This window comes from Pseudomonas sp. MD330_10 (assembly GCF_042610415.1).
GTDB lineage: Bacteria > Pseudomonadota > Gammaproteobacteria > Pseudomonadales > Pseudomonadaceae > Aquipseudomonas > Aquipseudomonas rhodesiae.
The window spans coordinates 1-19,638 of the sequence record NZ_JBHGZU010000012.1; the positions used below are offsets into that span (position 1 = coordinate 1).

At 60.6% G+C, this 19,638-nt stretch carries 20 protein-coding genes; 4 read left to right on the forward strand and 16 right to left on the reverse strand.

What is annotated here, in order from left to right; genetic code table 11:
* Positions 1–250 precede the first annotated feature (250 nt).
* The 14 genes from ACFZPT_RS18370 to gbcA all read right to left on the reverse strand — a co-directional run bounded on the left by ACFZPT_RS18370 (position 251) and on the right by gbcA (position 13,238).
* Positions 251–2,167, reverse strand: a complete 1,917-nt coding sequence (locus tag ACFZPT_RS18370; RefSeq protein WP_034115317.1) for a secretin N-terminal domain-containing protein — start codon at positions 2,165–2,167, stop codon at positions 251–253.
* A gap of 18 nt (positions 2,168–2,185) precedes the next feature.
* Positions 2,186–2,677 carry a hypothetical protein gene (locus ACFZPT_RS18375; RefSeq protein ID WP_034115316.1) on the reverse strand — a complete coding sequence of 164 codons (492 nt, stop codon included), beginning with the start codon at positions 2,675–2,677 and terminating at the stop codon, positions 2,186–2,188.
* Positions 2,674–3,210: a hypothetical protein gene (locus tag ACFZPT_RS18380; RefSeq protein WP_034115315.1), complete on the reverse strand. Its 537-nt coding sequence runs from the start codon at positions 3,208–3,210 to the stop codon at positions 2,674–2,676. Before ACFZPT_RS18380 ends, ACFZPT_RS18375 begins: the two co-directional genes overlap by 4 nt.
* Positions 3,211–3,216: 6 nt before the next feature.
* The gene (locus ACFZPT_RS18385; protein WP_034115314.1) at positions 3,217–3,771 is read right to left on the reverse strand and encodes a hypothetical protein; all 555 of its coding nucleotides are present in this window, start codon (positions 3,769–3,771) and stop codon (positions 3,217–3,219) included.
* Positions 3,768–4,493 carry a hypothetical protein gene (locus ACFZPT_RS18390; RefSeq protein ID WP_236238679.1) on the reverse strand — a complete coding sequence of 242 codons (726 nt, stop codon included), beginning with the start codon at positions 4,491–4,493 and terminating at the stop codon, positions 3,768–3,770. Before ACFZPT_RS18390 ends, ACFZPT_RS18385 begins: the two co-directional genes overlap by 4 nt.
* The gene (locus tag ACFZPT_RS18395; protein WP_034115312.1) at positions 4,474–6,111 is read right to left on the reverse strand and encodes a GspE/PulE family protein; all 1,638 of its coding nucleotides are present in this window, start codon (positions 6,109–6,111) and stop codon (positions 4,474–4,476) included. Before ACFZPT_RS18395 ends, ACFZPT_RS18390 begins: the two co-directional genes overlap by 20 nt.
* 4 nt (positions 6,112–6,115) lie before the next feature.
* On the reverse strand, positions 6,116–7,300 hold the full coding sequence (locus ACFZPT_RS18400) for a type II secretion system F family protein (RefSeq protein ID WP_034101163.1): 1,185 nt from the start codon (positions 7,298–7,300) through the stop codon (positions 6,116–6,118).
* Positions 7,297–7,761, reverse strand: a complete 465-nt coding sequence (locus ACFZPT_RS18405; RefSeq protein WP_034115311.1) for a transglycosylase SLT domain-containing protein — start codon at positions 7,759–7,761, stop codon at positions 7,297–7,299. Before ACFZPT_RS18405 ends, ACFZPT_RS18400 begins: the two co-directional genes overlap by 4 nt.
* A gap of 6 nt (positions 7,762–7,767) precedes the next feature.
* Complete coding sequence (gspG, locus tag ACFZPT_RS18410) at positions 7,768–8,199, reverse strand: type II secretion system major pseudopilin GspG (RefSeq protein WP_052229609.1); 432 nt, start codon at positions 8,197–8,199, stop codon at positions 7,768–7,770.
* Between the two features lie 179 nt (positions 8,200–8,378).
* Positions 8,379–9,905, reverse strand: a complete 1,527-nt coding sequence (locus tag ACFZPT_RS18415) for a lytic polysaccharide monooxygenase (RefSeq protein WP_080758798.1) — start codon at positions 9,903–9,905, stop codon at positions 8,379–8,381.
* Between the two features lie 74 nt (positions 9,906–9,979).
* The gene (locus ACFZPT_RS18420; RefSeq protein ID WP_169868664.1) at positions 9,980–10,486 is read right to left on the reverse strand and encodes a type II secretion system protein; all 507 of its coding nucleotides are present in this window, start codon (positions 10,484–10,486) and stop codon (positions 9,980–9,982) included.
* A complete protein-coding gene (locus tag ACFZPT_RS18425; protein ID WP_034101158.1) occupies positions 10,473–10,853 on the reverse strand; it encodes a type II secretion system protein in 381 nt (126 codons plus the stop codon). The genes ACFZPT_RS18420 and ACFZPT_RS18425 overlap by 14 nt, the downstream gene beginning before the upstream one ends.
* A complete protein-coding gene (locus ACFZPT_RS18430) occupies positions 10,828–11,322 on the reverse strand; it encodes a type II secretion system protein (protein WP_034101157.1) in 495 nt (164 codons plus the stop codon). The genes ACFZPT_RS18425 and ACFZPT_RS18430 overlap by 26 nt, the downstream gene beginning before the upstream one ends.
* A gap of 620 nt (positions 11,323–11,942) precedes the next feature.
* Positions 11,943–13,238 carry a glycine-betaine demethylase subunit GbcA gene (gene gbcA / locus ACFZPT_RS18435; protein ID WP_034101156.1) on the reverse strand — a complete coding sequence of 432 codons (1,296 nt, stop codon included), beginning with the start codon at positions 13,236–13,238 and terminating at the stop codon, positions 11,943–11,945.
* Between the two features lie 281 nt (positions 13,239–13,519).
* Between gbcA and gbcB the strand changes: the two genes are divergently transcribed.
* Entirely contained in the window at positions 13,520–14,620 is a 1,101-nt protein-coding gene (gene gbcB, locus ACFZPT_RS18440; protein ID WP_379555496.1) for a glycine-betaine demethylase subunit GbcB, read from the forward strand.
* Between the two features lie 83 nt (positions 14,621–14,703).
* On the opposite strand, the gene ACFZPT_RS18445 is transcribed toward gbcB, so the two are convergent.
* Positions 14,704–14,904: a hypothetical protein gene (locus ACFZPT_RS18445; RefSeq protein ID WP_034101153.1), complete on the reverse strand. Its 201-nt coding sequence runs from the start codon at positions 14,902–14,904 to the stop codon at positions 14,704–14,706.
* 185 nt (positions 14,905–15,089) lie between these two features.
* Entirely contained in the window at positions 15,090–16,130 is a 1,041-nt protein-coding gene (locus ACFZPT_RS18450; RefSeq protein ID WP_034115309.1) for a low specificity L-threonine aldolase, read from the reverse strand.
* Between the two features lie 90 nt (positions 16,131–16,220).
* Here ACFZPT_RS18450 and ACFZPT_RS18455 point away from each other — a divergent pair, with 90 nt between their 5' ends.
* From ACFZPT_RS18455 to ACFZPT_RS18465, 3 genes are all read left to right on the forward strand, one after another.
* Complete coding sequence (locus ACFZPT_RS18455) at positions 16,221–16,949, forward strand: TraX family protein (protein WP_034115308.1); 729 nt, start codon at positions 16,221–16,223, stop codon at positions 16,947–16,949.
* A 153-nt stretch (positions 16,950–17,102) separates the two neighbouring features.
* Positions 17,103–18,356, forward strand: coding sequence for a serine hydroxymethyltransferase (glyA, locus tag ACFZPT_RS18460; protein WP_034101149.1), 1,254 nt, complete (start codon positions 17,103–17,105; stop codon positions 18,354–18,356).
* A gap of 22 nt (positions 18,357–18,378) precedes the next feature.
* Positions 18,379–19,629 carry a sarcosine oxidase subunit beta gene (locus tag ACFZPT_RS18465; protein ID WP_034115307.1) on the forward strand — a complete coding sequence of 417 codons (1,251 nt, stop codon included), beginning with the start codon at positions 18,379–18,381 and terminating at the stop codon, positions 19,627–19,629.
* The last annotated feature ends 9 nt before the right edge of the window (positions 19,630–19,638 follow it).

The following is a 19,638-nucleotide window of genomic DNA, read 5'->3' on the forward strand; positions in this document are numbered from 1 at the left end:
TAACTGAACCACCGCTATCGGGGGCAAGCCCCCTCCCACAGTTTGTTCTTCTTCAAGGTCTGAGATTAAAGGGCGGCGGGCTCGGGATTCGGCGCCAGGTCCGGTAACCCCGGCCCAAGCGGCTCAAGGTGATCAATGTGGGAGGGGGCTTGCCCCCGATTGCTGTGTGTCAGCCTGAGTATTTTTAACTGAACCACCGCTATCGGGGGCAAGCTCCGGCCCACAGTTTGATCTTCTTCAAGGTCTGAGATTAAAGGGCGGCTGGCTCGGGCTTCGGCACCAGATCCGGTAACGGCGGCGGCAAGGGCTGCCAGTTGGCGTCCGGTTGCTGCATCGGTGGCGGCAGCGCGGGCGTCGGGTCGCCTCCGGTGGGTTTGAGGATCATCTTTTCCGTGGTGTCGCGCAGGATCATGCCCTGCGTCGAACTGCGCGCTTCGGTGCCGCTGTGAAAGGTGCTGATCTGGGAAATCGGCAAGTCCAAGTTGCGTTCGATCCGGGGCGTCAGCAGCAGGATGATTTCGGTTTTCTGCTGGGTATTCACATTGGTGCCAAACAGTTTTTTGCCGATCCACGGGATTTTGCTCAACCAGGGCAGGCCAGAACCCTCGTCGACGTCGGCAGTGCGGATCAGGCCTGAAACCACCTGGGTCTCATTGTTGCGGGCGGTGAGCAGGGTTTTGGTGGCGCGCGAGCCCAGTTCAAAGGTGGCCGGTACGTTGTCCGAGCTGGGGATGCGCTTGGTGATATGGCTCATCTCCACGTTCAGTTCCAGGTTCACTTCATCGCTCAGGCTGATGATCGGCTTGACGGTGATCTGCAACCCCACATCCTGGTAAGACACCGATGAGGTGGTGATCTGGTTGGCCGTGGTAGTGGTCACCACCGGGATTTTATCGCCGATGTTCACCTGCGCTTCTTCACGGTTGCGCACCCGTACCCTGGGGTTGGCCAGGGTCACCGTATTGCCGCTGCGTTGCAGCATATTGATCCGCGCCTCGGTGCTGTTGGCATCCAGCAGAATATTGTCGCCGTTGATGCCGCGCAGGGCGCTGATCGGGATGCCCGCCAGCCCGGCCGGCACGTTGCTCAGGTTGCCAACGGACACGCCGATGCTGCCGGGGTACTGGATACCCAGGTTCAGTTCGTCGCTGAGGCTGACTTCCAGCACCTGGATATCGATGGTCACTTCCGACTGCGCGATATCGATGGCCTCCACCAGTTTCTCCACGGCACTCAGGGTGTCCAGACCATCGCGCACCAGCACGGCGTTGAGGCGCTCGTCCACCAGCACTTCCTTGGGCTTGAGCACTTGCTTGATCTCAGCGGCCACGACCTTGGCATCGCCATGGCTGAGGTAGAAGGTGCGCACCGCCAGCTCGCGGTATTCACGTTCTTTGTCCGGGCGCTTTGGGTAAATCAGCACTGTGTTGTTGTTGAGGATCCTCTTGTCCAGGCCCTGGGTGGTTAGCAACAGGTTCAGCGCGTCTTCGGCGGTGGTGCGGCTGGCGGTCATGCTGGCCGACGCGCTGGGGTTGACGTCTTTGTCGATGACGAAATTGACCCCCGATAACCGTGCGATGGTCTCGAAAATCGTGGTCAGGCTTTGGGAACTGAACTCCAGGCTCAAAGGCTTGCGCATGGCCTCGGAGAGGTCGGCGCTGAGGTGGTCGGCACTCACCAGCTCGCGGGTCAAGGCGTTGCGCAGGTCCAGGGCCTCTCGGTAGTTGGGCTTTTGCGCGATGATCTGGCGCACCAGGTTAAGCGCTTCCACCGGGTTGGAGCGTTTCATCTCATAGGCCCGCGCCAGTTGCGGGCGCAGTTGTTTCATCGCCTGGATGCTCTGGATTTGCTGGCGTGCGCCCAGGTTGCTGGGGTCGTACTTGAGGATGGTCTCCAGGGCGCGGATAGCGGCGGAGTCATCACCACGCACCATGGCGGCGTTGGCTTCACGGCTGTACTGGGCCACCAGCAACTCCAGCTTGCTGAACTGCGCGGTGCGCAGCTGTATATCGTCGGGGTCTTCCTTGGCCTCGGCTTGCAGCACCTCGACCGAACGCACGATATCGCCCTGTTGGCGCAACTCATCGCTTTGCTTGATCGCCCGCTGGGTTTCACACGCACTCACTGCGCACAGCGCCAGGCCCAAGGGAATCCATCTAAGCCGCATGATCGTGCCCCTCCCGGGTCAGTGCTTGTCCAGGCGCAGGGTGCTGACATGCTTCAACGGCATGTAAGTCAGCACCACGGCGGTGTCGGTGAGTTTGTCCAAGCGGTAATGGGCGTCCAGCATCTTGCCGGGCACGATGTGCCCCGGCACCGAGCAGCGGTTGCATAAGGTGTATTGGGCGCCGTTGCCGCTGAGCACGACGATTTTCGCCTGGTTCTCGTAGCGCCATTGCGCGCTGACCTTGAAGGGCAGCGCTGGCGGCCTGCGCGGTGCGTTGTCCACTGGTGGGGGCGGTGGCGGCGGGGTCCAGGTCTGTATGGGAAACAGGTCGACGATCGTCTCCGCGGGTTCGGCGGTGGGTGTGGGCGCGGCCGGCTCGCTCGGCGCTGGCTTGGTGGTAACGGGGGCCGATGCGCTGTCGAGGGGCTCGGGCTGGTCTTGCCAGAACAGCCAGCCGCAACCGATCAACGTCAGCACCAGCAGGATGCGCAGGTACAACGGAAGTTTCATTCCACCACCCCCAGCACGCTGATTTTGAGGTCGATGGTGAGCAGGCCGCTGGTGATTTCCTTGCGCTCCAGGGTGAGGTTTTCGATGCGTACCGCTGGCTCTTTGGCGATGTCGGTCAAGGCCTCGCGCAGCAGGAAGTAAGGGCCGGAGAGGGGGATCTGCGCATCCAGACGTTGCAGCCCGGTCTCCCCCGGCGTGGAGTAGGCCAGAGTGGTTTGCTCAATGATGAAACCGCGTTGGCTCAGCAGGCCCAGCAGTTTTTCCAGGCGCGGGGCAAAGTCTTGTGCCGTGGGCAGGGCTTCCACTACTGCCGGTTCCGTCACTTGAACGTCTTGGGGCTGCTCGTCGATACCCGCTTGCAGCGCCTGGCGTCGCTGGCTGTCGGCGCTGCTGGCCGGTTGAATCAGCACGACTTCGATCAACAGCACCGCCGCCATTACGCCCACGGCCAACAGGCCCCAGAAGCCCAGGCGCTGGCGCCACTGCATCAGGTGCCAGCGCAGGCGCGGCAGGTGGCGAACGAGGGTGTCCATGGCCGGCTACCCTGCGCCAACGGTGAGTTTGACCTGCACTGGATGCTGCGGGTCGTTGCTCTTCAGTGCGCTTTGTTGCAGGTTCACTTGCACCCCAGGCTGGGCCTGGAGCCGGTCCACGAAGCGAAAGGCATCGCCCAGTTGTTTCACCTCCAGATCCAGGTGCAGCACTTGAGCCTGGGTGTTGACCTCTACGCGGGTCAGGGCGATCTCCTTGGACCAGGCCTGGGCCACGCCATCCATCAAGGCAAACGGTGTGGCCTTTTGCTGGGCGAAGCTCGCCAGTTGTTGTCTTTGCTGGGGCGACAAGCGGATGGCCGCCTGAATCAACTGCTCCTGACGGCGGGTCAGTTGGATAAATTGCTGCTCCAGCACATCGGTCTGTTGCTGCTGGTGCACCATGCGTTGCCAGTGATGCCAAGTGCTCACCAGTAACAGGCTCGTCATCAACCACAGCGCGGCCACCAGGGCGCGGTGGGTGGGGGCGGGGCGCTGGAAATCGACACGCGGTGCGCTGGGCGCGCGCAACTGTTGCCAGACACCGGCGAGCCTGGCTTTCATGATGGCGCCTCCTCCAGCCACGGGTGCACGGGCCCCAAGCGATGCTCCGCCGGCGCGTTGCTGACCACGAGCGTGGCCGGGGCATGCCGCTCGACCAGCAGGTCGGCGGTAAACAAGTTGTCGCTCAAGGTGCTGCCGGGTTGGGTGGGGATCACGCATACCTGATCGATGATGCCCAAGTGTCGATACAGGCAACTGAGGCTGCCGGCCTCGGGCACGGCCACCACGCAATCGTCAGGCAGGTGCCGCCAGTACTGTTGGGCGACCGCCGTCAGCACGGGGGTGCAGGTCACCAGCGGCAAGCGGTTGAGCTTGAACAGTTCGCGCAGGTCCAGCAGTAATTCTCGTGGTGTGGCGACCGCCAGGCGCGGTTGACCGAACGGGCTATCGGCGACCTGCACTTGCCAGTGCTCGGCATCGATATTGGCCTGCTGGCTGAACATCCCCTCGGCGAAACCTTGCCAGTCCTGGGCGCTGTACACCTCGGGTTGCCACGGCAGTAGCAGGTAATGCACATGGGGATAACCCAGCAGCACCGTGGCCCGGTCAAGGAACTTCACGCGTCCGCGCGGCGCCTGCTCCAACAGTTCGGCGCAGGCGGCCAGCGGCGTACCTTGGCATTGCGCGTGCCAGACAGGTGCGCCACGCCAGCGCGCGCGTGCGGCCCACTCGGCAGCGTCGCGATGCAGCCACACCACGTGCTCAATAAAGGGAAATGACACGGTGGATCTCCTTGAGCGTGGTGTCGCCCTGGGCGGCGTGGGCCAGGGCAATGTCGCGAATAAACACATGGCCGGCTCCACGGGCCAGCTCCCGCAGAATGGACGCTGAGCTGCGCGCCAGCAGACCCTCCTTGATGGTGTCGTTCATGCTCAGAACCTCCGCCAGGGCCAGCCGGCCGCGATAACCCGTGTGGCGGCAAGCGTCGCAGCCCTTGCCCACGCGGTAGTGACCTTGTTTCAACTGGGCCTCGGGCAACTGGGCGAGGCGGGCAATGTCCGGGTCGGGTTCGGCCTCCACCGCGCAATCTGCGCAGATGCGCCGCACCAGGCGTTGGGCGACCACGCCGTTGAGGGCTTCGACGAAACTCGCCGGGTCCACATCCATATAGGTGAAACGTTCGAGTACGCTGAATGCGCTATTGGCGTGTACCGACGACATCACCAAGTGCCCGGTCAGCGCCGCCTGCACTGCGATGCCCGCGGTTTCGCCATCGCGGATTTCGCCCACCAGGATCGTGTCCGGGTCGTGGCGCAGGATCGAGCGCAGGCCACGGGCAAAGGTCAGGCCCTTCTTGTCGTTGACCGGAATTTGCAGCACGCCGGGCAGTTCGTATTCCACCGGGTCCTCGATGGTGATGATTTTTTTCTCGCCGGTGTTGGTCTCCGACAACGCGGCATACAGGGTTGTGGATTTGCCGCTGCCGGTGGGGCCGGTGACCAGCAGCATGCCGTAGGGCTCGCTGGCCAGGGCGCGGATGCGGGCGATGGTGTCGGCGGCCAGGCCCAGGGCCTCCAGGCTCAGGGATTCGCCGCGCTGGGATTTGTCGAGGATGCGCAGCACCGCGTCTTCGCCGTGGATGCTGGGCATGATCGACACGCGAAAATCCACTTCGCGCCCCTGGATCTTCATCTTGAAACGCCCGTCCTGGGGCACGCGTCGCTCACCGATATCCAGCTCCGACAACACCTTGATCCGCGACAGCGCCTGCTCGGCCATGTCCATGCCGCTGGCCTGGCCCATCTGCTGCAACACGCCGTCGATGCGGTACTTGATCACCAGGCCGCCGGGAGTGGTTTCCACATGGATGTCACTGGCGCGGCTTTGTAGCGCATCGAACAGCATGGAGTTGACCAGGCGCACCACCAGATTGTCGTCGCGGGCGATGCTGCTCAAGGAGATTTCCTGGGCGGCCTGGCCGATCGGTGCGTCAGGGTCGTCTTCGCCGAAGGGTTGCATCACCCGCTGGCTGGCTTCGGCTTTGGTCAACTGGGCGTTGACCGCACCGGGCAGGCTCATGGCCAGAGGCAGTTGGCGCAGGGTACTGGAAGACTGCAACCAGTGTCGGCTGGCCAGGGTAAAGGGGTCGCCCAGCACCAGGCAGGGTTGGCCCAGGTGATCCAGGGGCAGCACGTTATGCAGCAGTGCCTGGGGCAGGGGCAACAGGTCGAAACGCCAGTCTTCGCCCAGCTGCTCAGGCCCGATGGGGAGCAGCCCCAACGGCTCGGCGACTGTGTGCAGTTGGTCAGGGGCGGTGGTCAGCAATTCGGTCAGGTATGCCGCCAATGTGATGCCCCGTTGGCTCGCCAAGGCCTGCCACTTGTGCGTGTTCTCGCTCATTGCGTCACCCTTGGATGGAGCCTGCCAGTTCAAAAATCGGCATGTACAACATGAACACAATCAGGCCGATCAGCCCGCCCACCACCAGCATCAACAAGGGCTCGAAGACCTTGCTGAACAGCTCGATGGCGCGCTCCAAGGCTTCATCGTGAAACTGCGCGATGCGCTCGCACATCGCTGCCAATTCGCCGCTTTGCTCGCCTACCCGCAACAGGCGTTCGGCGACGGCGGTGGTCAGTTGGTGGCGGGCCAGGGAGGTGGACAATGGCTGACCGGCCTGGATATCGGTCATGGCCTGGCGCAGGGCCGCTTGGCGTTCCACCGGCAGCAAGGCACCGGAGAGCTCTACCGCCGTAACCACCGGCATCCCGCCCATCAGCAACATGCCCGCGGTGCGGTAGAAACGCGCCAGGATGAACAGCGTGCGCTGGGCGCCCAGGCTCGGAATCTTCCAGAACAGCTCGGCCACGCGACGCTTGAACCCGGCGCTGCGAAACAGCAGCACCAGCGCACCTACCGCCAGCGCCAGGCCGATCAGCAACTCCATGCCGCGTGCGTCTACCAGCGCGCCCCACCACACCATGAAGCGCGCGGTGGCGGGTAAGTCGGCGACGGCGTCGAACACCGAGGCGAAACGCGGGATCACGAAGAACAGCAAAAACAACAGGATCAACGCACCCACGCTAAGCACTACCAGGGGGTACATCAGGGCACCGCTGACGCGTTTTTTCACGGTTTCCAAATGCGCTTCAAAGTGATGGTAGCGGCGCAGGGCTACGGCCAATTGGCCGCTGTGTTCGGAGGACGCTACGGTGGCGATCAGCAATGAAGGAAACGTCTGCGGCTTGAGCTGCATTGCCCTGGACAGCGAGTTACCCTCATACATCGAGGCCAGTAGCTCGCTCATGACCTGCCGATTTATCCCCGGCGGTGCTTTGTCGCGCAGGGTTTCCACCGCTTCTACCAGCACCAGGCCGGCGTCCAGCAGCACCACCAATTCCTGGATGAACAAGCCGAGGGCGAACTTGGAGCGCCGGCTCGGCAGTTTGAGTTGGCGACGGGCTTTGAGCGAGATGACCTGGGCGCCGTCGGCCTGCAATTGCTGGCGCGCCTGGGCCAGGTCAACGGCTTGCAGGTGCAGGGACTGCAAATGACCGTCGCGGATGATGCGGGCGTCTATTTCGATCATGGCGTTTGCCTCGCCAGTTGCCGGCGCTGTTGCAGCAACTCGCCGTAGTAACGCCACACCGCCAGGGCGTAACGCGTACGGCGCGCCTCGCGGTCCGGCTTGGGCCCGGCGTTGTAGGCGCCTACGGCCTGCCAGCCGTAGCCGTTTTCGCGGATAAAACCGGCCAGGATCCACGCGCCGACCATCACGCTGGTGCAAGGCTGAGTGATCAGGTGCTGTTCGGTGATGCCGAACCGCGCCAATGCCGGTAAGTGGCGGCTGTTGATCTGCATCAGGCCGATGTCCTGGCTGCCGTCGGCATTGATATTGCGCGCACGGGGGTTGAGGCCGGACTCGACCCTGGCGATGGCGTACAGCAAGAGCGGATCAACGTGATAACGACTGGCCGCCAGTTGCCAGCAATTGGCCTGGGCGGTGCCCGTAAGGCACAGAAGCGTCAGAACAATCCGCAGCGCGCACATGAGCCGTTACAGCCCGTAGACAATGTCGGCGTAGGTGTTAACGCCGCCAGCCTTGCCGTCGCGGCCCAGGGAGATGATCTCGGCGTCGTTGGGCGGGGTGCCCGGGTTTTTGTAGAAATATGGGTTGCCCCAGGGGTCAGGCGGCAACGTCTTCAAGTAAGGCCCCTGCCAATTGCCCGCATTGGCGGGCCGCGTAGTCAGCGCATTCAGGCCGAGGGCTTCGTCGGGGTAGTTGCCGTTGTCCAGGCGGTACTGGTTCAACGCATCGGCGATGGACTTCATCTGGCCTTGGGCGGTTTGCACCTTGGCCAGCTCCAGGCGGTCGAACATCTTGGGTCCGACATAGCCGGCGAGCAGGGCGATGATCAGCAGGACGACCAGCAGTTCCAGCAGCGTAAAGGCGCGTTGGAAGGGGGTGATAAGTATGCGTGTGCGCATGGCGATACTCGGCGGTTGTGATCAACTCTTCCGGCCCGCTGGGGAAGCGGGCACCGCCGGTAGGACTGCGTTATAACCAGTACTGCTTCCAATTGTAGCGTTGCGCGATATAAGGCGCCGTAAGGCGCCCTATAACGTTTGGCACTTGCTGTTATCAAGTCAGTGCATATGCCAGTGGCTCAAGGAACAACATCCCATGCGCGCTGCCAGAAAGTGGAACCGGGTTTGCCGGGTTCATTTTCATTCTGCCCGCACCATGCGCCTGCCGATCCCTGTTTGCACCGGTACTTCACTCCATAATTGGATACTTGTGAGCCGCTGTTATAGCCGCCATTCGGTTTCCACTGAGGGTAATCCGTGTCTCCGCTTGCAGGTTCTACGGTAAAGGAGAGCTTCGCCGGATCGGTTTTACCGTTTTGCTGGTCCCGAACGATCAATCGTGCTTCAAACGTGGTTACTTCTGGGACTTGGTAGGCCTTGCCGCTGATGGTCGCGCCATTCTGTGCGCCCGTCATCCCGGGGACGGCCCATTGATACAACAACGGGCCATTGCTCCCCGTTGACGTAGTGCCACTGAATGTGAAGGTCTCGCCCGACTTCAATGCAGTGGGACCTGTGATCCGTGCTATAGGTGGCGCCGGATTAACAGGGCCTGGGCCTTCACCTGCAATGATCGACATCGCCTGGCTGTAACCTTGTTGAGTGGCATAAGTCGAGTTGCTTAAAGGGTTTTGCACGTTGTAAGTAACGATCGAGCCCTCTAGCTCGCCGATTTTGGCGATGGAGGGATTGACTTGGTCGGCTATTTCTTTGCCCCATTGAACAGGCGGCAGATTTGCTGCGCTGATTTTATGAATGATATCGACCAGTTCTTTTTTTGCCCCATCGTTACCAAAAATCCGATAGTGCACGGAGTCGCCAGGTTTGAGCGTACTCATGTCGCCATTGATAAACGTGCCGATATTGTGAAGTTTCTCAGGCACACCTCCACCTGTGAAGTTCACGTCCGAGCACGAAATGAAAAACTCTCCATTCGGGTCGTCCCGTACCCAGATGCCGACAATCAACCCATTGCCCGAAAGCCCATTCGGGATAGTTCTTACTGTTTCGAAGTAGCCCGATGCACCGGGTAGTCTGGGTGGCGTTTGCCAGTTTGTTTTCGCAACTTCAAATATCTCTTCCTGGCCCAACTGCACCAGATCGCTCCACTTCAATTTGTCCGTGGCCGAATTGAAGCCTGGTTTGCTGGCAAATGTATAGAACTTGCTGGGTACGTGGGGGGCGGTGCCAATAAGTCGGAGGGTCAGCGGCTGTCCGGACGTCACGTCAGTCTTGGTCCAGTAGGGCGTTGGGTAATCCAGGCTGGCTTTTCTGGGGTCATTTGCAGCACAGATCTGGCCGTCTTTGATAATGGCTTTAATCTGATCCATCGATGGATTATTAATCCCTGGGATGTGTGAAACCTCATGCCATTGTTGCGCGGCGAATACTTTTTGGGCAGGGGTACCAAATAGCGTGGCTGATTCTCGGCAACCTTTATCCACAATGGAGGACCCATCCTCTGATTGCCAGTAGCCTCCGGTAGCCTGGCAATTCACCGCACGTGATGCCGGGATATCCAGAGCACCATGTGCCCAACTCAAGGTCGGTACCAAACACAAAGCAGGCACTGTCCATTTGATAAAACTCTTCATGTACTTATTCATGCTCTAGTCCACCTTCAATCCAGATAAACAAGTTCCGAACTGCTGGAACGATCAGTGTGTTCATATCGTTGAAATCATCGAGTCAGCTGATCTCCCAGAGGAGTGACGCGGGTTGCAGGGTTACTCTGTACAGAGCCATACAGAAACACCCACCCTTGATAACTGCCTTGCCCTGTAAAACTTTGATTGATGACCGCAAAGTTGCCTTGCTTGAACGGCGTGCCCTTGGCCTGGCTGAACACGCCCATGATGGTGTCGCCCGGCCCTGGCACGACGCCCCACTCGGTGGTGCCGGTCAGCGGGTCGGCGTAGACCCGGCGCAGGTAGCGCTTGACGGTCGGTTGGCGCCGGTCAAGCACCAGGTCTTCGAGGGCCTTGGGAAAGGCATTGCCGGCCTTGTAGTACAAGCCGATGGCCCGGCGAATTTCGTTGCCGCGCGCCAGCAGTTCCAGTTCGCGTTCGCGCTGCAACACGCTGGACCACAGCGTGCCCGTCTCCATTAACATCACGGCCACGACGGCCACCGTCACCAGCATGCCCATGAACACCGAGCCGTGCTGGCGCTGCTTACCAGTCTGCATAGGCCGTCCCATCGTTAGCGGTGCCCGGTGCGCCGCTGCGTACGTCGCCCAGGCCTTGTTCGTCGGAGGGTTGCAGTTGCCAGGTGTCGCGCTTGCCGGTCAGCGGGTCCAGAGGGATTTCGCGCAGGTAGCGGCGGTCCACCAGGGCTTGCAAGGAGTCGGGGTTCTCGCCGTGGTCTTCGCGGTATTGATCCAGCGCCTGGCGAATGGTGGAGAGGTTGTGGCGCAGCACGGTTTCCTGGGCCTTGGCGTGCTGGCGAAAATACTGGGGGGTGACCAGCGTCATGAGTGTGGCGATGATGGCCATCACCACCAGCAATTCGATCAGGGTAAAACCGCGTTCACCACTGGCTGTACAACGTTCCATTCAAACTCTCCCGAGTGCTGCGGGATGAAACGTCAAATACATCTTCTCCCTCTTGTGGGTTATCGGCGCTGCTCTTGTAACTGCGCAATTGCCAGGTTTTTTCCGCTGCCAGTTCGGGACATTCGCAGAGAGGATCGCGAGGAATGCGTCGCAGAAAATAGAGTTTTTGACCTTGCAAGTTGGTCTGGTCGGTGACGCCATCGACCAATGTCTGCAAAGAGGGCGGGTAACCACTGGCAGTGACGCTCTTTTCGATGCGCCCGTCGTCGCTGGCTTCTTTGTAGGAATCAATAGCGCGGCGTATCTCTCGCAACGAACGTTGCAAGTCGAGTTCTCGGTCGCGTTTGCCCATCAATGCTGTCAGCGGATAAGCCACTGTCGCCAGCGTGGCCAGCAAGGCCAGCGTCAGTAGTAATTCAATCAGCGTAAAACCTTTGGCGCAGTGATGGCTGGGTATGCCCTGCCACATCACTGTTGGTCCTCCCGTTTATCCCGCCAAGGACTTCCGCACTAACCCAGGCTGGTGAAATTAACTGCAAAGGTGAGTGTAGATGCGGAGTATTTTTTGTACAGACGAATACCACCTAGGACGTTACCCACAATCGCTGTGTGTCTGGCTGTGGATAAGGTGTTCGTGGGTGCCTGTAGCTCAGGTAAATTAAGGGCTGCAGCCTGCTGTATGAAAAACAACCAGGCTAAGCCCCGGTTTTTTAAGCGTTTTGCGTGTGGATAAGCGTGGTGGGGTATTTATACTTGCCCCCAAAGTCTGTTGGCGCTTCTGTGGATAAGGTGTTCACGTAGTGCTGCAAGCCACGATTTTATTGGCTTGTAGCGTATTGATCGAAAAATGATCAAATGCACACCCAAACCCGTAACTTGAATAAGTCACGGATTTTCTTCACTTATTTCTGGGTAATTGGCGCAGTTGCCCACAATTGCTGTGGGTGGCTCTGTGGATAAGTTGTTGGGCAAAGGCTGGAAGGCAGGCGGGTAGGGGGCTGGGAGAGATCTGATCAAATAGTAAGCAGTGCGAGGTTCGATTGTGGGAGGGGGCCAGGCCCCCCCCACAGTTCCAACGATTAGGAGCGTTTATTCGTGTGCCGCCACGCCTTTGAGGTAAGGCGCCGGTGCTGCGCCCAGGTTGCTCAGCATGCGCTCGCTGTACCAGTCCACGAAATTCACCACGCCGAACTCATAAGTCTTGGAGTACGGGCCCGGTTGATAGGCCGTGGAGTTGATGCCGCGCTGGTTTTCTTCTGCCAGGCGACGGTCCTGGTCGTTGGTGGCGTCCCAGACCTGGCGCATGCGCTCCACGTCATAGTCCACGCCTTCGACCGCATCCTTGTGTACCAGCCACTTGGTAGTGACCATAGTTTCCTGCGCGCTGATCGGCCACACCGTGAACACAATGATGTGGTCGCCCATGCAGTGGTTCCACGAGTGTGGCAGGTGCAGGATGCGCATCGAGCCCAGGTCCGGATTCTTGATGCGGCCCATCAGCTTGGCGCAACCTTGTTTGCCATCGAGGGTCATCGACACGGTGCCCTTGAGCAGCGGCATCCGCACGATGCGGTTACGCAGGCCGAAGCTGGCGTGGGCGTACGGGATCTTCTCGGCGTCCCAGGCAGCGGCCGAGGCGGCGACGTGGTCCTTGAATGCCTGGTCGGCGCGTGGGTCGGTGACGTCGTCCCATTCCAGCAGGGTTTTGAGCAGCTCCGGGTGCGAACCGCCGCAGTGGTAGCACTCGCGGTTGTTCTCCAGCACCAGTTTCCAGTTGGCCTTTTCCATCAAGGTGGTTTGCACCGCCACCTTGGTGTTCTCCATGTCGTAGGGTTCCATGTAGTGGTTCAGGGTCGACAGGAAGTCATCGATGGCCGGCGGGTTTTCGGCCAGGCTGATGAAGATATAGCCGCCGGCGGTCTTCACGTTGACCGGCTTGAGGCCGTATTGATTCATGTCGAAGTCGGCGCCCATCTCGGTGCCGGCGAACAGCAGGCGGCCGTCCAGTTCGTAGGTCCACTGGTGATAATGGCAGACCAGTTTGGCCACCTTGCCCTTGTCGCTGGTGCACAGGCGCGAGCCACGGTGACGGCACACGTTGTGGAACGCATGCACCACGCCCTCGGCGCCACGGATCACGATGATCGGGTTCTTGCCCACTTGCAGGGTCAGGTAGTTGCCCTTGGTCGGAATCTCGCAGGTCATGCCGGCGATCAACCACTCTTTCTGGAAGATCTCCTGCATGTCGATATCGAACAAACGCTCATCGCAGTAGAACGGCTGCGGCAGCGAAAAGGTGCGCTCGCGCTCTTGCAGCATTTGCGCGGTGGCCTTGCGTGCGGGTTCCAGCGGATCGCCCAAGCTTAAGGTTGCGGTGACGTCCATCGTGTAGGTCCTCATGGCCATTCTGTGTGGCCGGCGAATAGTGGCTGATCAGGTGTGCAGCAAGGCGTAAAGAAAGCGTCGTTGTTGGGAGCGAGTGTGGGGCTGCTGATGCGGCGAACCTTATCCATGAGCGACATGGCCCACTCTGATCCCGACGCGCAAGCCCCGTGGTATGGGGGCTGGTCGCGATAAGTATGTGAATGTCGCAGATAGGTAAGTGGGCGGTTCTCGCGTTACGCAGAATCGCCACCATAAGGCCGACCTCGGCGGTGGAGAACAACATGTCCAATAATTTCCTGAATCCGGTAACCACCCAGACCTGGGCCAATGGTCGGCACATCGTCCGTTGCGTCAAAGTCATCCAGGAAACCTGGGATGTGCGCACCTTTTGCTTTATGGCCGACCAGCCGATCCTGTTCTTTTTCAAACCAGGGCAATTCGTGACTCTGGAGCTGGAAATCGACGGGCAGCCGATCATGCGCTCCTACACCATTTCCAGCTCGCCATCGGTGCCCTACAGCTTCTCGGTGACCATCAAGCGCGTGCCTGGCGGCAAGGTGTCCAACTGGTTGCACGACACTTTGCATGAAGGCCAGGAGCTGGCGGTGCACGGACCGGTGGGGCTGTTCAACGCCATCGACTTCCCCAGTCCGAAAGTGCTGTACCTCAGCGGCGGCGTGGGGATTACGCCAGTGATGTCGATGGCGCGCTGGTTCTACGACACCAATGCCAATGTCGACATGACCTTTGTCCACAGTGCCCGCTCGCCTAAAGACATCATCTACCACCGCGAGCTGGAGCACATGGCGTCGCGGATCGATAACTTCAGCCTGCACTTGATCTGCGAAAAACATGGCCTGGGCGAACCATGGGCCGGTTACCGCGGTTACCTGAACCACAAGATGCTCGAACTGATGGTGCCCGACTTGCTGGAGCGCGAAGTGTTCTGCTGCGGCCCAACGCCCTACATGACCGCCGTGAAGCGCCTGCTGGAAGCCGCCGGTTTCGACATGACGCGCTACCACGAGGAATCCTTCGGCGCCACGCCGCCCGAAGCCCGCGCCGATGCGGTGGAGCAAGCCGAACAAGCCGCCGACGCGCCGGAAGTCGACCTGGCGGACCTGCACCAGGTGGAGTTCATTACCTCGGGCAAGAGCATCCGCGTGGCGCCGGGCGAAACCGTACACGCCGCCGCCGCCAAGCTTGGCCTGATGATCCCCAAAGCCTGCGGCATGGGCATCTGCGGCACGTGCAAGGTGCTGAAGCTGGGTGGGGAAGTGGAGATGGAGCACAACGGTGGGATCACCGAGGATGATGAAGCCGAAGGCTACATCCTGTCGTGCTGCAGTGTGCCGAAGGGCGATGTGCGTATCGAGTACTGATCGCTCGAATGAACGTGCCTGGCCAGCCAGCTCGCAGCCCCGGCATCCCCACGCAGTGCGTGGGAGTGCGCGAAGGTTAACGGTTATTGAGCGTAGATGTGTACGACGAAGTGCTGGCCTGAAGCTGTCAATTCATAGACTTTGTCATAGATCCGCAGCGTCCTCGACGGCTCGCGGATAGTGTCGCCGATTTGGGCGGTTTTTCTGAACTCGTCCCAGTCGATAACGGTGGTGGTGACAGTGCCGTCGCTTTTTAGGGTATTGCCGGTGCTTTGATATTCCATGATTAAAAACCTCTTCTGGATTTCCGTTTCCAGCCGATTGTTCGGCGGGTGGTAGTACCCGCGAGGGCAGCCGCTGCAGCGGCGATTTCCTTGCGGGTTCCAAGAGGTTAGTCAATGAAAGCTCGCTGCGTTGCTGTCGGAAATAACAAATAACAGTCTCGGCACAGCGCCACTATTCGCCCGTCTCAGGCGTTCATCACTTCGCGGATATCCGCGGCCAGTTCCCTTACGCGTTCTTCTTCGGTATCCCACGCGCACATGAAGCGCGCCCCACCTTTGCCGATGAAGGTGTAGAAGCGCCAGCCCTTGGCTGTCAGCGCGGCGATGGCCGGTTCCGACAGTTGCAGGAACACGCCGTTGGCCTGCACCGGGAACATCAGCTCCACGCCGGGAATATCCGCCACCAGGCTGCTCAGCAACTGCGCGCAGTGGTTGGCGTGGCGGGCGTGCTTGAGCCAGGCGTCGTTTTCCAGCAGGCCTACCCAAGGTGCGGAGAGGAAGCGCATCTTCGAGGCCAGTTGGCCGGCCTGTTTGCAGCGATAGTCGAAGTCTTCGGCCAGCTTGTGGTTGAAGAACAGGATCGCCTCGCCCACGGCCATGCCGTTTTTGGTGCCGCCAAAGCACAGCACGTCCACCCCGGCTTTCCAGGTAAGGTCGGCCGGCGAGCAGCCAAGGAACGCACAGGCGTTGGAGAAGCGCGCGCCGTCCATGTGCAGGTTCAGGCCCAGCTCTTTGCAGGTGGCGCTGATGGCGCGGATTTCCTCGGGGGTGTACACGCTACCGACTTCGGTGGCTTGGGTCAGGGTGACTACGCGGGGTTTGGGGTAGTGGATGTCCTGGCGCTTGAGGGCGATCTCGCGGATCGACTCGGGGGTCAGTTTGCCGTTTTCGGTGCGGGCGGTGAGCAGCTTGGAGCCGTTGGAGAAAAACTCCGGCGCGCCGCATTCGTCGGTTTCGACGTGGGCGGTTTCCGAGCAAATCACGCTATGGTAGCTCTGGCACAGAGACGACAGCGCCAGGGAGTTGGCCGCGGTGCCGTTGAAGGCGAAAAACACTTCGCAGTCGGTTTCGAACAGGTTGCGGAAACCGTCGGCGGCGCGGTGGGTCCATTCATCGTCGCCGTAGGCGCGCTGATGGCCGTGGTTGGCTTGTTCCATGGCGGCCCAGGCTTCCGGGCAGATGCCCGAATAGTTGTCACTGGCGAATTGTTGGCTCTTGTCGGTCATGGCCCGTTCCTGTGGTCGATATTGGTGCGCACTGTAACCAAGATTGTTGGGCGTGCGCACGCACTGTAAATGCAAAGTCACTGGGGAATTATGCACAGCGCTCACACCTTGCCTGTCGGACCCGTCCGAGACGGCGCTCTGGACCTGCTCAAGTGGCTGGCGCTGCTCAGTATGGTGCTGGATCACCTGCGTTATGTCGGTTTGAGCCTGGACGGCCTGTACGTGCCGGGGCGGCTGGCGTTCCCGTGGTTTTGCCTGGCGATTGCGGCGAACCTGCACCGGGTTCGCAACGCCCCGGTAACGGGTCAATGGCGCTACCTGGGCTGGTTGCTGCTGTTCAGCGTAATCAGCGAAGTACCGTATCGCTTGTTTATCGAGGATGCCGATACGTTGAACGTGTTGCCGACCCTCGCGCTGGGCCTGCTGGTTGCCCGAGGATGGCAGCAGAAGACGTTTATTGATCGAGGATTGGCGTTAATCGCGGTCACGATAGCGGCGGTATTTTCAGCGCACTTAATGTTCGGATTGTTTGGTGTATTGCTGCCCCTGGCGATGTTGCTGGTATTTCGCCGGCCTTGGTATTTCAGTGTGTTGCCAGGGTTGGTCTGCGTGGCCGCCAATCAATGGCAGATCCTGCTCAATAGCGGCACGCCGGTGGCGCTGTTGGGGCTGGTCGCGTGCCTGATTGCGCCATGGGCGGGGTTGGTCTTATTGCGACATGCCCACAGCACCTCGCCGCCAGCAATGCGCCGCTGGGCCTACGCCCTGTATCCCATGCACTTCCTCCTGCTGCTACTCCTGCGCCACATCATTGCCTAACCGCTCCCACATTTATTTGGTGTTGATTCGGTAATGTCGTAAACGCACCTTTGCGTGGCGTGCGCAGGCATTTGACCTGTCTACGCCAGCCCTACCATCGCATCAAAGGGCCCTGCGAGGGCCTTAACAATACGAAAGGCTGGGAGAGACGCGATGTTCAGCAAACAAGACCAGATTCAGGGATATGACGACGCACTGCTGGCGGCGATGAATGCCGAGGAGCAGCGCCAGGAAGATCATATCGAGCTGATCGCGTCAGAGAACTACACCAGCAAGCGGGTGATGGAAGCCCAAGGCAGCGGCCTCACCAACAAATACGCCGAAGGCTACCCAGGCAAGCGCTACTACGGTGGCTGCGAGCATGTGGATAAAGTCGAGGCCCTGGCCATCGAGCGCGCCAAGCAACTGTTCGGTGCCGATTACGCCAACGTGCAGCCGCACTCCGGTTCGTCCGCCAACAGCGCGGTGTACTTGGCGCTGATCAATGCCGGCGACACCATCCTCGGCATGAGCCTGGCCCACGGCGGTCACCTGACCCACGGCGCTAAAGTGTCGTCCTCGGGCAAGCTGTACAACGCGGTGCAATACGGCATCAACACCGACACCGGCCTGATCGACTACGACGAAGTCGAGCGCCTGGCGGTGGAGCACAAGCCGAAGATGGTGGTGGCCGGTTTCTCCGCCTACTCCAAGACTCTGGATTTCCCCCGTTTCCGTCAGATCGCCGACAAGGTGGGCGCGCTGCTGTTCGTCGATATGGCCCACGTCGCCGGCCTGGTTGCCGCCGGTCTGTACCCGAACCCGCTGCCTTACGCCGATGTGGTCACCACCACGACTCACAAAACCCTGCGCGGTCCGCGTGGCGGCTTGATCCTGGCCAAGGCCAACGAAGAGATCGAGAAGAAGCTCAACGCCGCCGTGTTCCCTGGCGCCCAGGGCGGCCCGCTGATGCATGTGATCGCCGGCAAGGCGGTGTGCTTCAAGGAAGCGCTGGAGCCGGGTTTCAAGGCTTACCAGCAACAAGTGATCGATAACGCCCAGGCCATGGCCAGCGTGTTTATCAAACGCGGCTACGATGTAGTGTCCGGCGGCACCGATAACCACCTGTTCCTGGTCAGCCTGATCCGTCAGGGCCTGACCGGCAAAGAGGCGGATGCCGCCCTCGGTCGCGCCCATATCACCGTCAACAAGAACGCCGTGCCGAATGACCCGCAGTCGCCGTTCGTGACGTCGGGCCTGCGTATCGGCACCCCGGCGGTGACCACGCGTGGTTTCAAAGTGCCGCAGTGCATCGAGTTGGCTGGCTGGATCTGCGACATCCTCGACAACCTCGGCGACGCCGATGTCGAGGCTAACGTGGCCAAGCACGTGTCTGCCCTGTGCGCTGATTTCCCGGTTTATCGCTGAGCGCGGTATTGGAGTAATGACTATGCAACGCTACTCGGGCTTCGGCCTCTTCAAGCACTCACTCAGCCATCACGAAAACTGGCAGAAGATGTGGCGCACGCCGACCCCTAAAAAGGTGTACGACGTGGTCATCGTCGGCGGCGGCGGGCATGGTCTGGCGACCGCTTACTACTTGGCCAAGGAACACGGCATCACCAACGTGGCCGTGGTCGAGAAAGGCTGGCTGGGCGGCGGTAACACCGCGCGCAACACCACCATCGTGCGTTCCAACTACCTGTGGGACGAGTCGGCGCACCTGTACGAACACGCGATGAAACTGTGGGAAGGCCTGTCTCAGGACCTGAACTACAACGTGATGTTCTCCCAGCGTGGCGTCTATAACCTGTGCCACACCCTGCAGGACATCCGTGACTCCGAGCGCCGCGTCAGCGCCAACCGCCTCAATGGCGTGGATGGCGAGCTGCTGAATGCCAAGCAAGTAGCCGACGAGATTCCGTACCTGGACTGCTCGAAAAACACCCGCTACCCGGTGCTCGGCGCCACCGTGCAACGGCGTGGCGGCGTGGCCCGTCACGATGCCGTGGCCTGGGGCTTCGCCCGCGCCGCCGACGCCCTCGGTGTGGACTTGATCCAGCAAACCGAAGTGATCGGCTTCCGCAAGGAAAACGGCGTGTGCATCGGTGTGGAAACCACCAAGGGCTTTATCGGCGCCAAGCGCGTTGGTGTGGTCACTGCCGGTAACTCCGGTCACATGGCTTCGCTCGCCGGTTTCCGCCTGCCAATCGAATCCCACCCGCTGCAAGCGCTGGTGTCGGAGCCGATCAAGCCAATTATCGACAGCGTGATCATGTCCAACGCCGTACACGGTTACATCAGCCAGTCCGACAAGGGCGACCTAGTGATCGGTGCCGGTATCGACGGTTACAACGGCTACGGCCAGCGCGGTTCGTACCCGGTGATCGAGCACACCATCCAGGCCATCGTTGAGATGTTCCCAGTGCTGTCGCGCGTACGCATGAACCGCCAGTGGGGCGGCATCGTCGACACCACCCCGGATGCGTGCCCGATCATCTCCAAGACCCCGGTGCCGAACATGTTCTTCAACTGCGGTTGGGGCACCGGTGGCTTCAAGGCCACGCCGGGCTCAGGCAACGTGTTTGCCGCCAGCCTCGCCAAGGGTGAAATGCACCCATTGGCGGCACCTTTTTCCATCGACCGTTTCCACAACGGTGCGTTGATCGACGAACACGGCGCTGCCGCCGTCGCCCACTAACAGGAGAAA

What these genes read in the sequence shown, in the direction of transcription:
- gspG (WP_052229609.1), bottom strand. Translation starts at nt 8,199, where the DNA reads ATGCGCACACGCATACTTATCACCCCCTTCCAACGCGCCTTTACGCTG.
- ACFZPT_RS18450 (WP_034115309.1), bottom strand. Translation starts at nt 16,130, where the DNA reads ATGACCGACAAGAGCCAACAATTCGCCAGTGACAACTATTCGGGCATC.
- ACFZPT_RS18380 (WP_034115315.1), bottom strand. Translation starts at nt 3,210, where the DNA reads ATGGACACCCTCGTTCGCCACCTGCCGCGCCTGCGCTGGCACCTGATG.
- gbcB (WP_379555496.1), top strand. Translation starts at nt 13,520, where the DNA reads ATGTCCAATAATTTCCTGAATCCGGTAACCACCCAGACCTGGGCCAAT.
- ACFZPT_RS18375 (WP_034115316.1), bottom strand. Translation starts at nt 2,677, where the DNA reads ATGAAACTTCCGTTGTACCTGCGCATCCTGCTGGTGCTGACGTTGATC.
- ACFZPT_RS18400 (WP_034101163.1), bottom strand. Translation starts at nt 7,300, where the DNA reads ATGATCGAAATAGACGCCCGCATCATCCGCGACGGTCATTTGCAGTCC.
- ACFZPT_RS18370 (WP_034115317.1), bottom strand. Translation starts at nt 2,167, where the DNA reads ATGCGGCTTAGATGGATTCCCTTGGGCCTGGCGCTGTGCGCAGTGAGT.
- ACFZPT_RS18420 (WP_169868664.1), bottom strand. Translation starts at nt 10,486, where the DNA reads ATGCAGACTGGTAAGCAGCGCCAGCACGGCTCGGTGTTCATGGGCATG.
- gbcA (WP_034101156.1), bottom strand. Translation starts at nt 13,238, where the DNA reads ATGGACGTCACCGCAACCTTAAGCTTGGGCGATCCGCTGGAACCCGCA.
- ACFZPT_RS18445 (WP_034101153.1), bottom strand. Translation starts at nt 14,904, where the DNA reads ATGGAATATCAAAGCACCGGCAATACCCTAAAAAGCGACGGCACTGTC.
- ACFZPT_RS18455 (WP_034115308.1), top strand. Translation starts at nt 16,221, where the DNA reads ATGCACAGCGCTCACACCTTGCCTGTCGGACCCGTCCGAGACGGCGCT.
- ACFZPT_RS18465 (WP_034115307.1), top strand. Translation starts at nt 18,379, where the DNA reads ATGCAACGCTACTCGGGCTTCGGCCTCTTCAAGCACTCACTCAGCCAT.
- ACFZPT_RS18415 (WP_080758798.1), bottom strand. Translation starts at nt 9,905, where the DNA reads ATGAATAAGTACATGAAGAGTTTTATCAAATGGACAGTGCCTGCTTTG.
- ACFZPT_RS18385 (WP_034115314.1), bottom strand. Translation starts at nt 3,771, where the DNA reads ATGAAAGCCAGGCTCGCCGGTGTCTGGCAACAGTTGCGCGCGCCCAGC.
- glyA (WP_034101149.1), top strand. Translation starts at nt 17,103, where the DNA reads ATGTTCAGCAAACAAGACCAGATTCAGGGATATGACGACGCACTGCTG.
- ACFZPT_RS18395 (WP_034115312.1), bottom strand. Translation starts at nt 6,111, where the DNA reads ATGAGCGAGAACACGCACAAGTGGCAGGCCTTGGCGAGCCAACGGGGC.
- ACFZPT_RS18405 (WP_034115311.1), bottom strand. Translation starts at nt 7,761, where the DNA reads ATGTGCGCGCTGCGGATTGTTCTGACGCTTCTGTGCCTTACGGGCACC.
- ACFZPT_RS18430 (WP_034101157.1), bottom strand. Translation starts at nt 11,322, where the DNA reads ATGTGGCAGGGCATACCCAGCCATCACTGCGCCAAAGGTTTTACGCTG.
- ACFZPT_RS18425 (WP_034101158.1), bottom strand. Translation starts at nt 10,853, where the DNA reads ATGGAACGTTGTACAGCCAGTGGTGAACGCGGTTTTACCCTGATCGAA.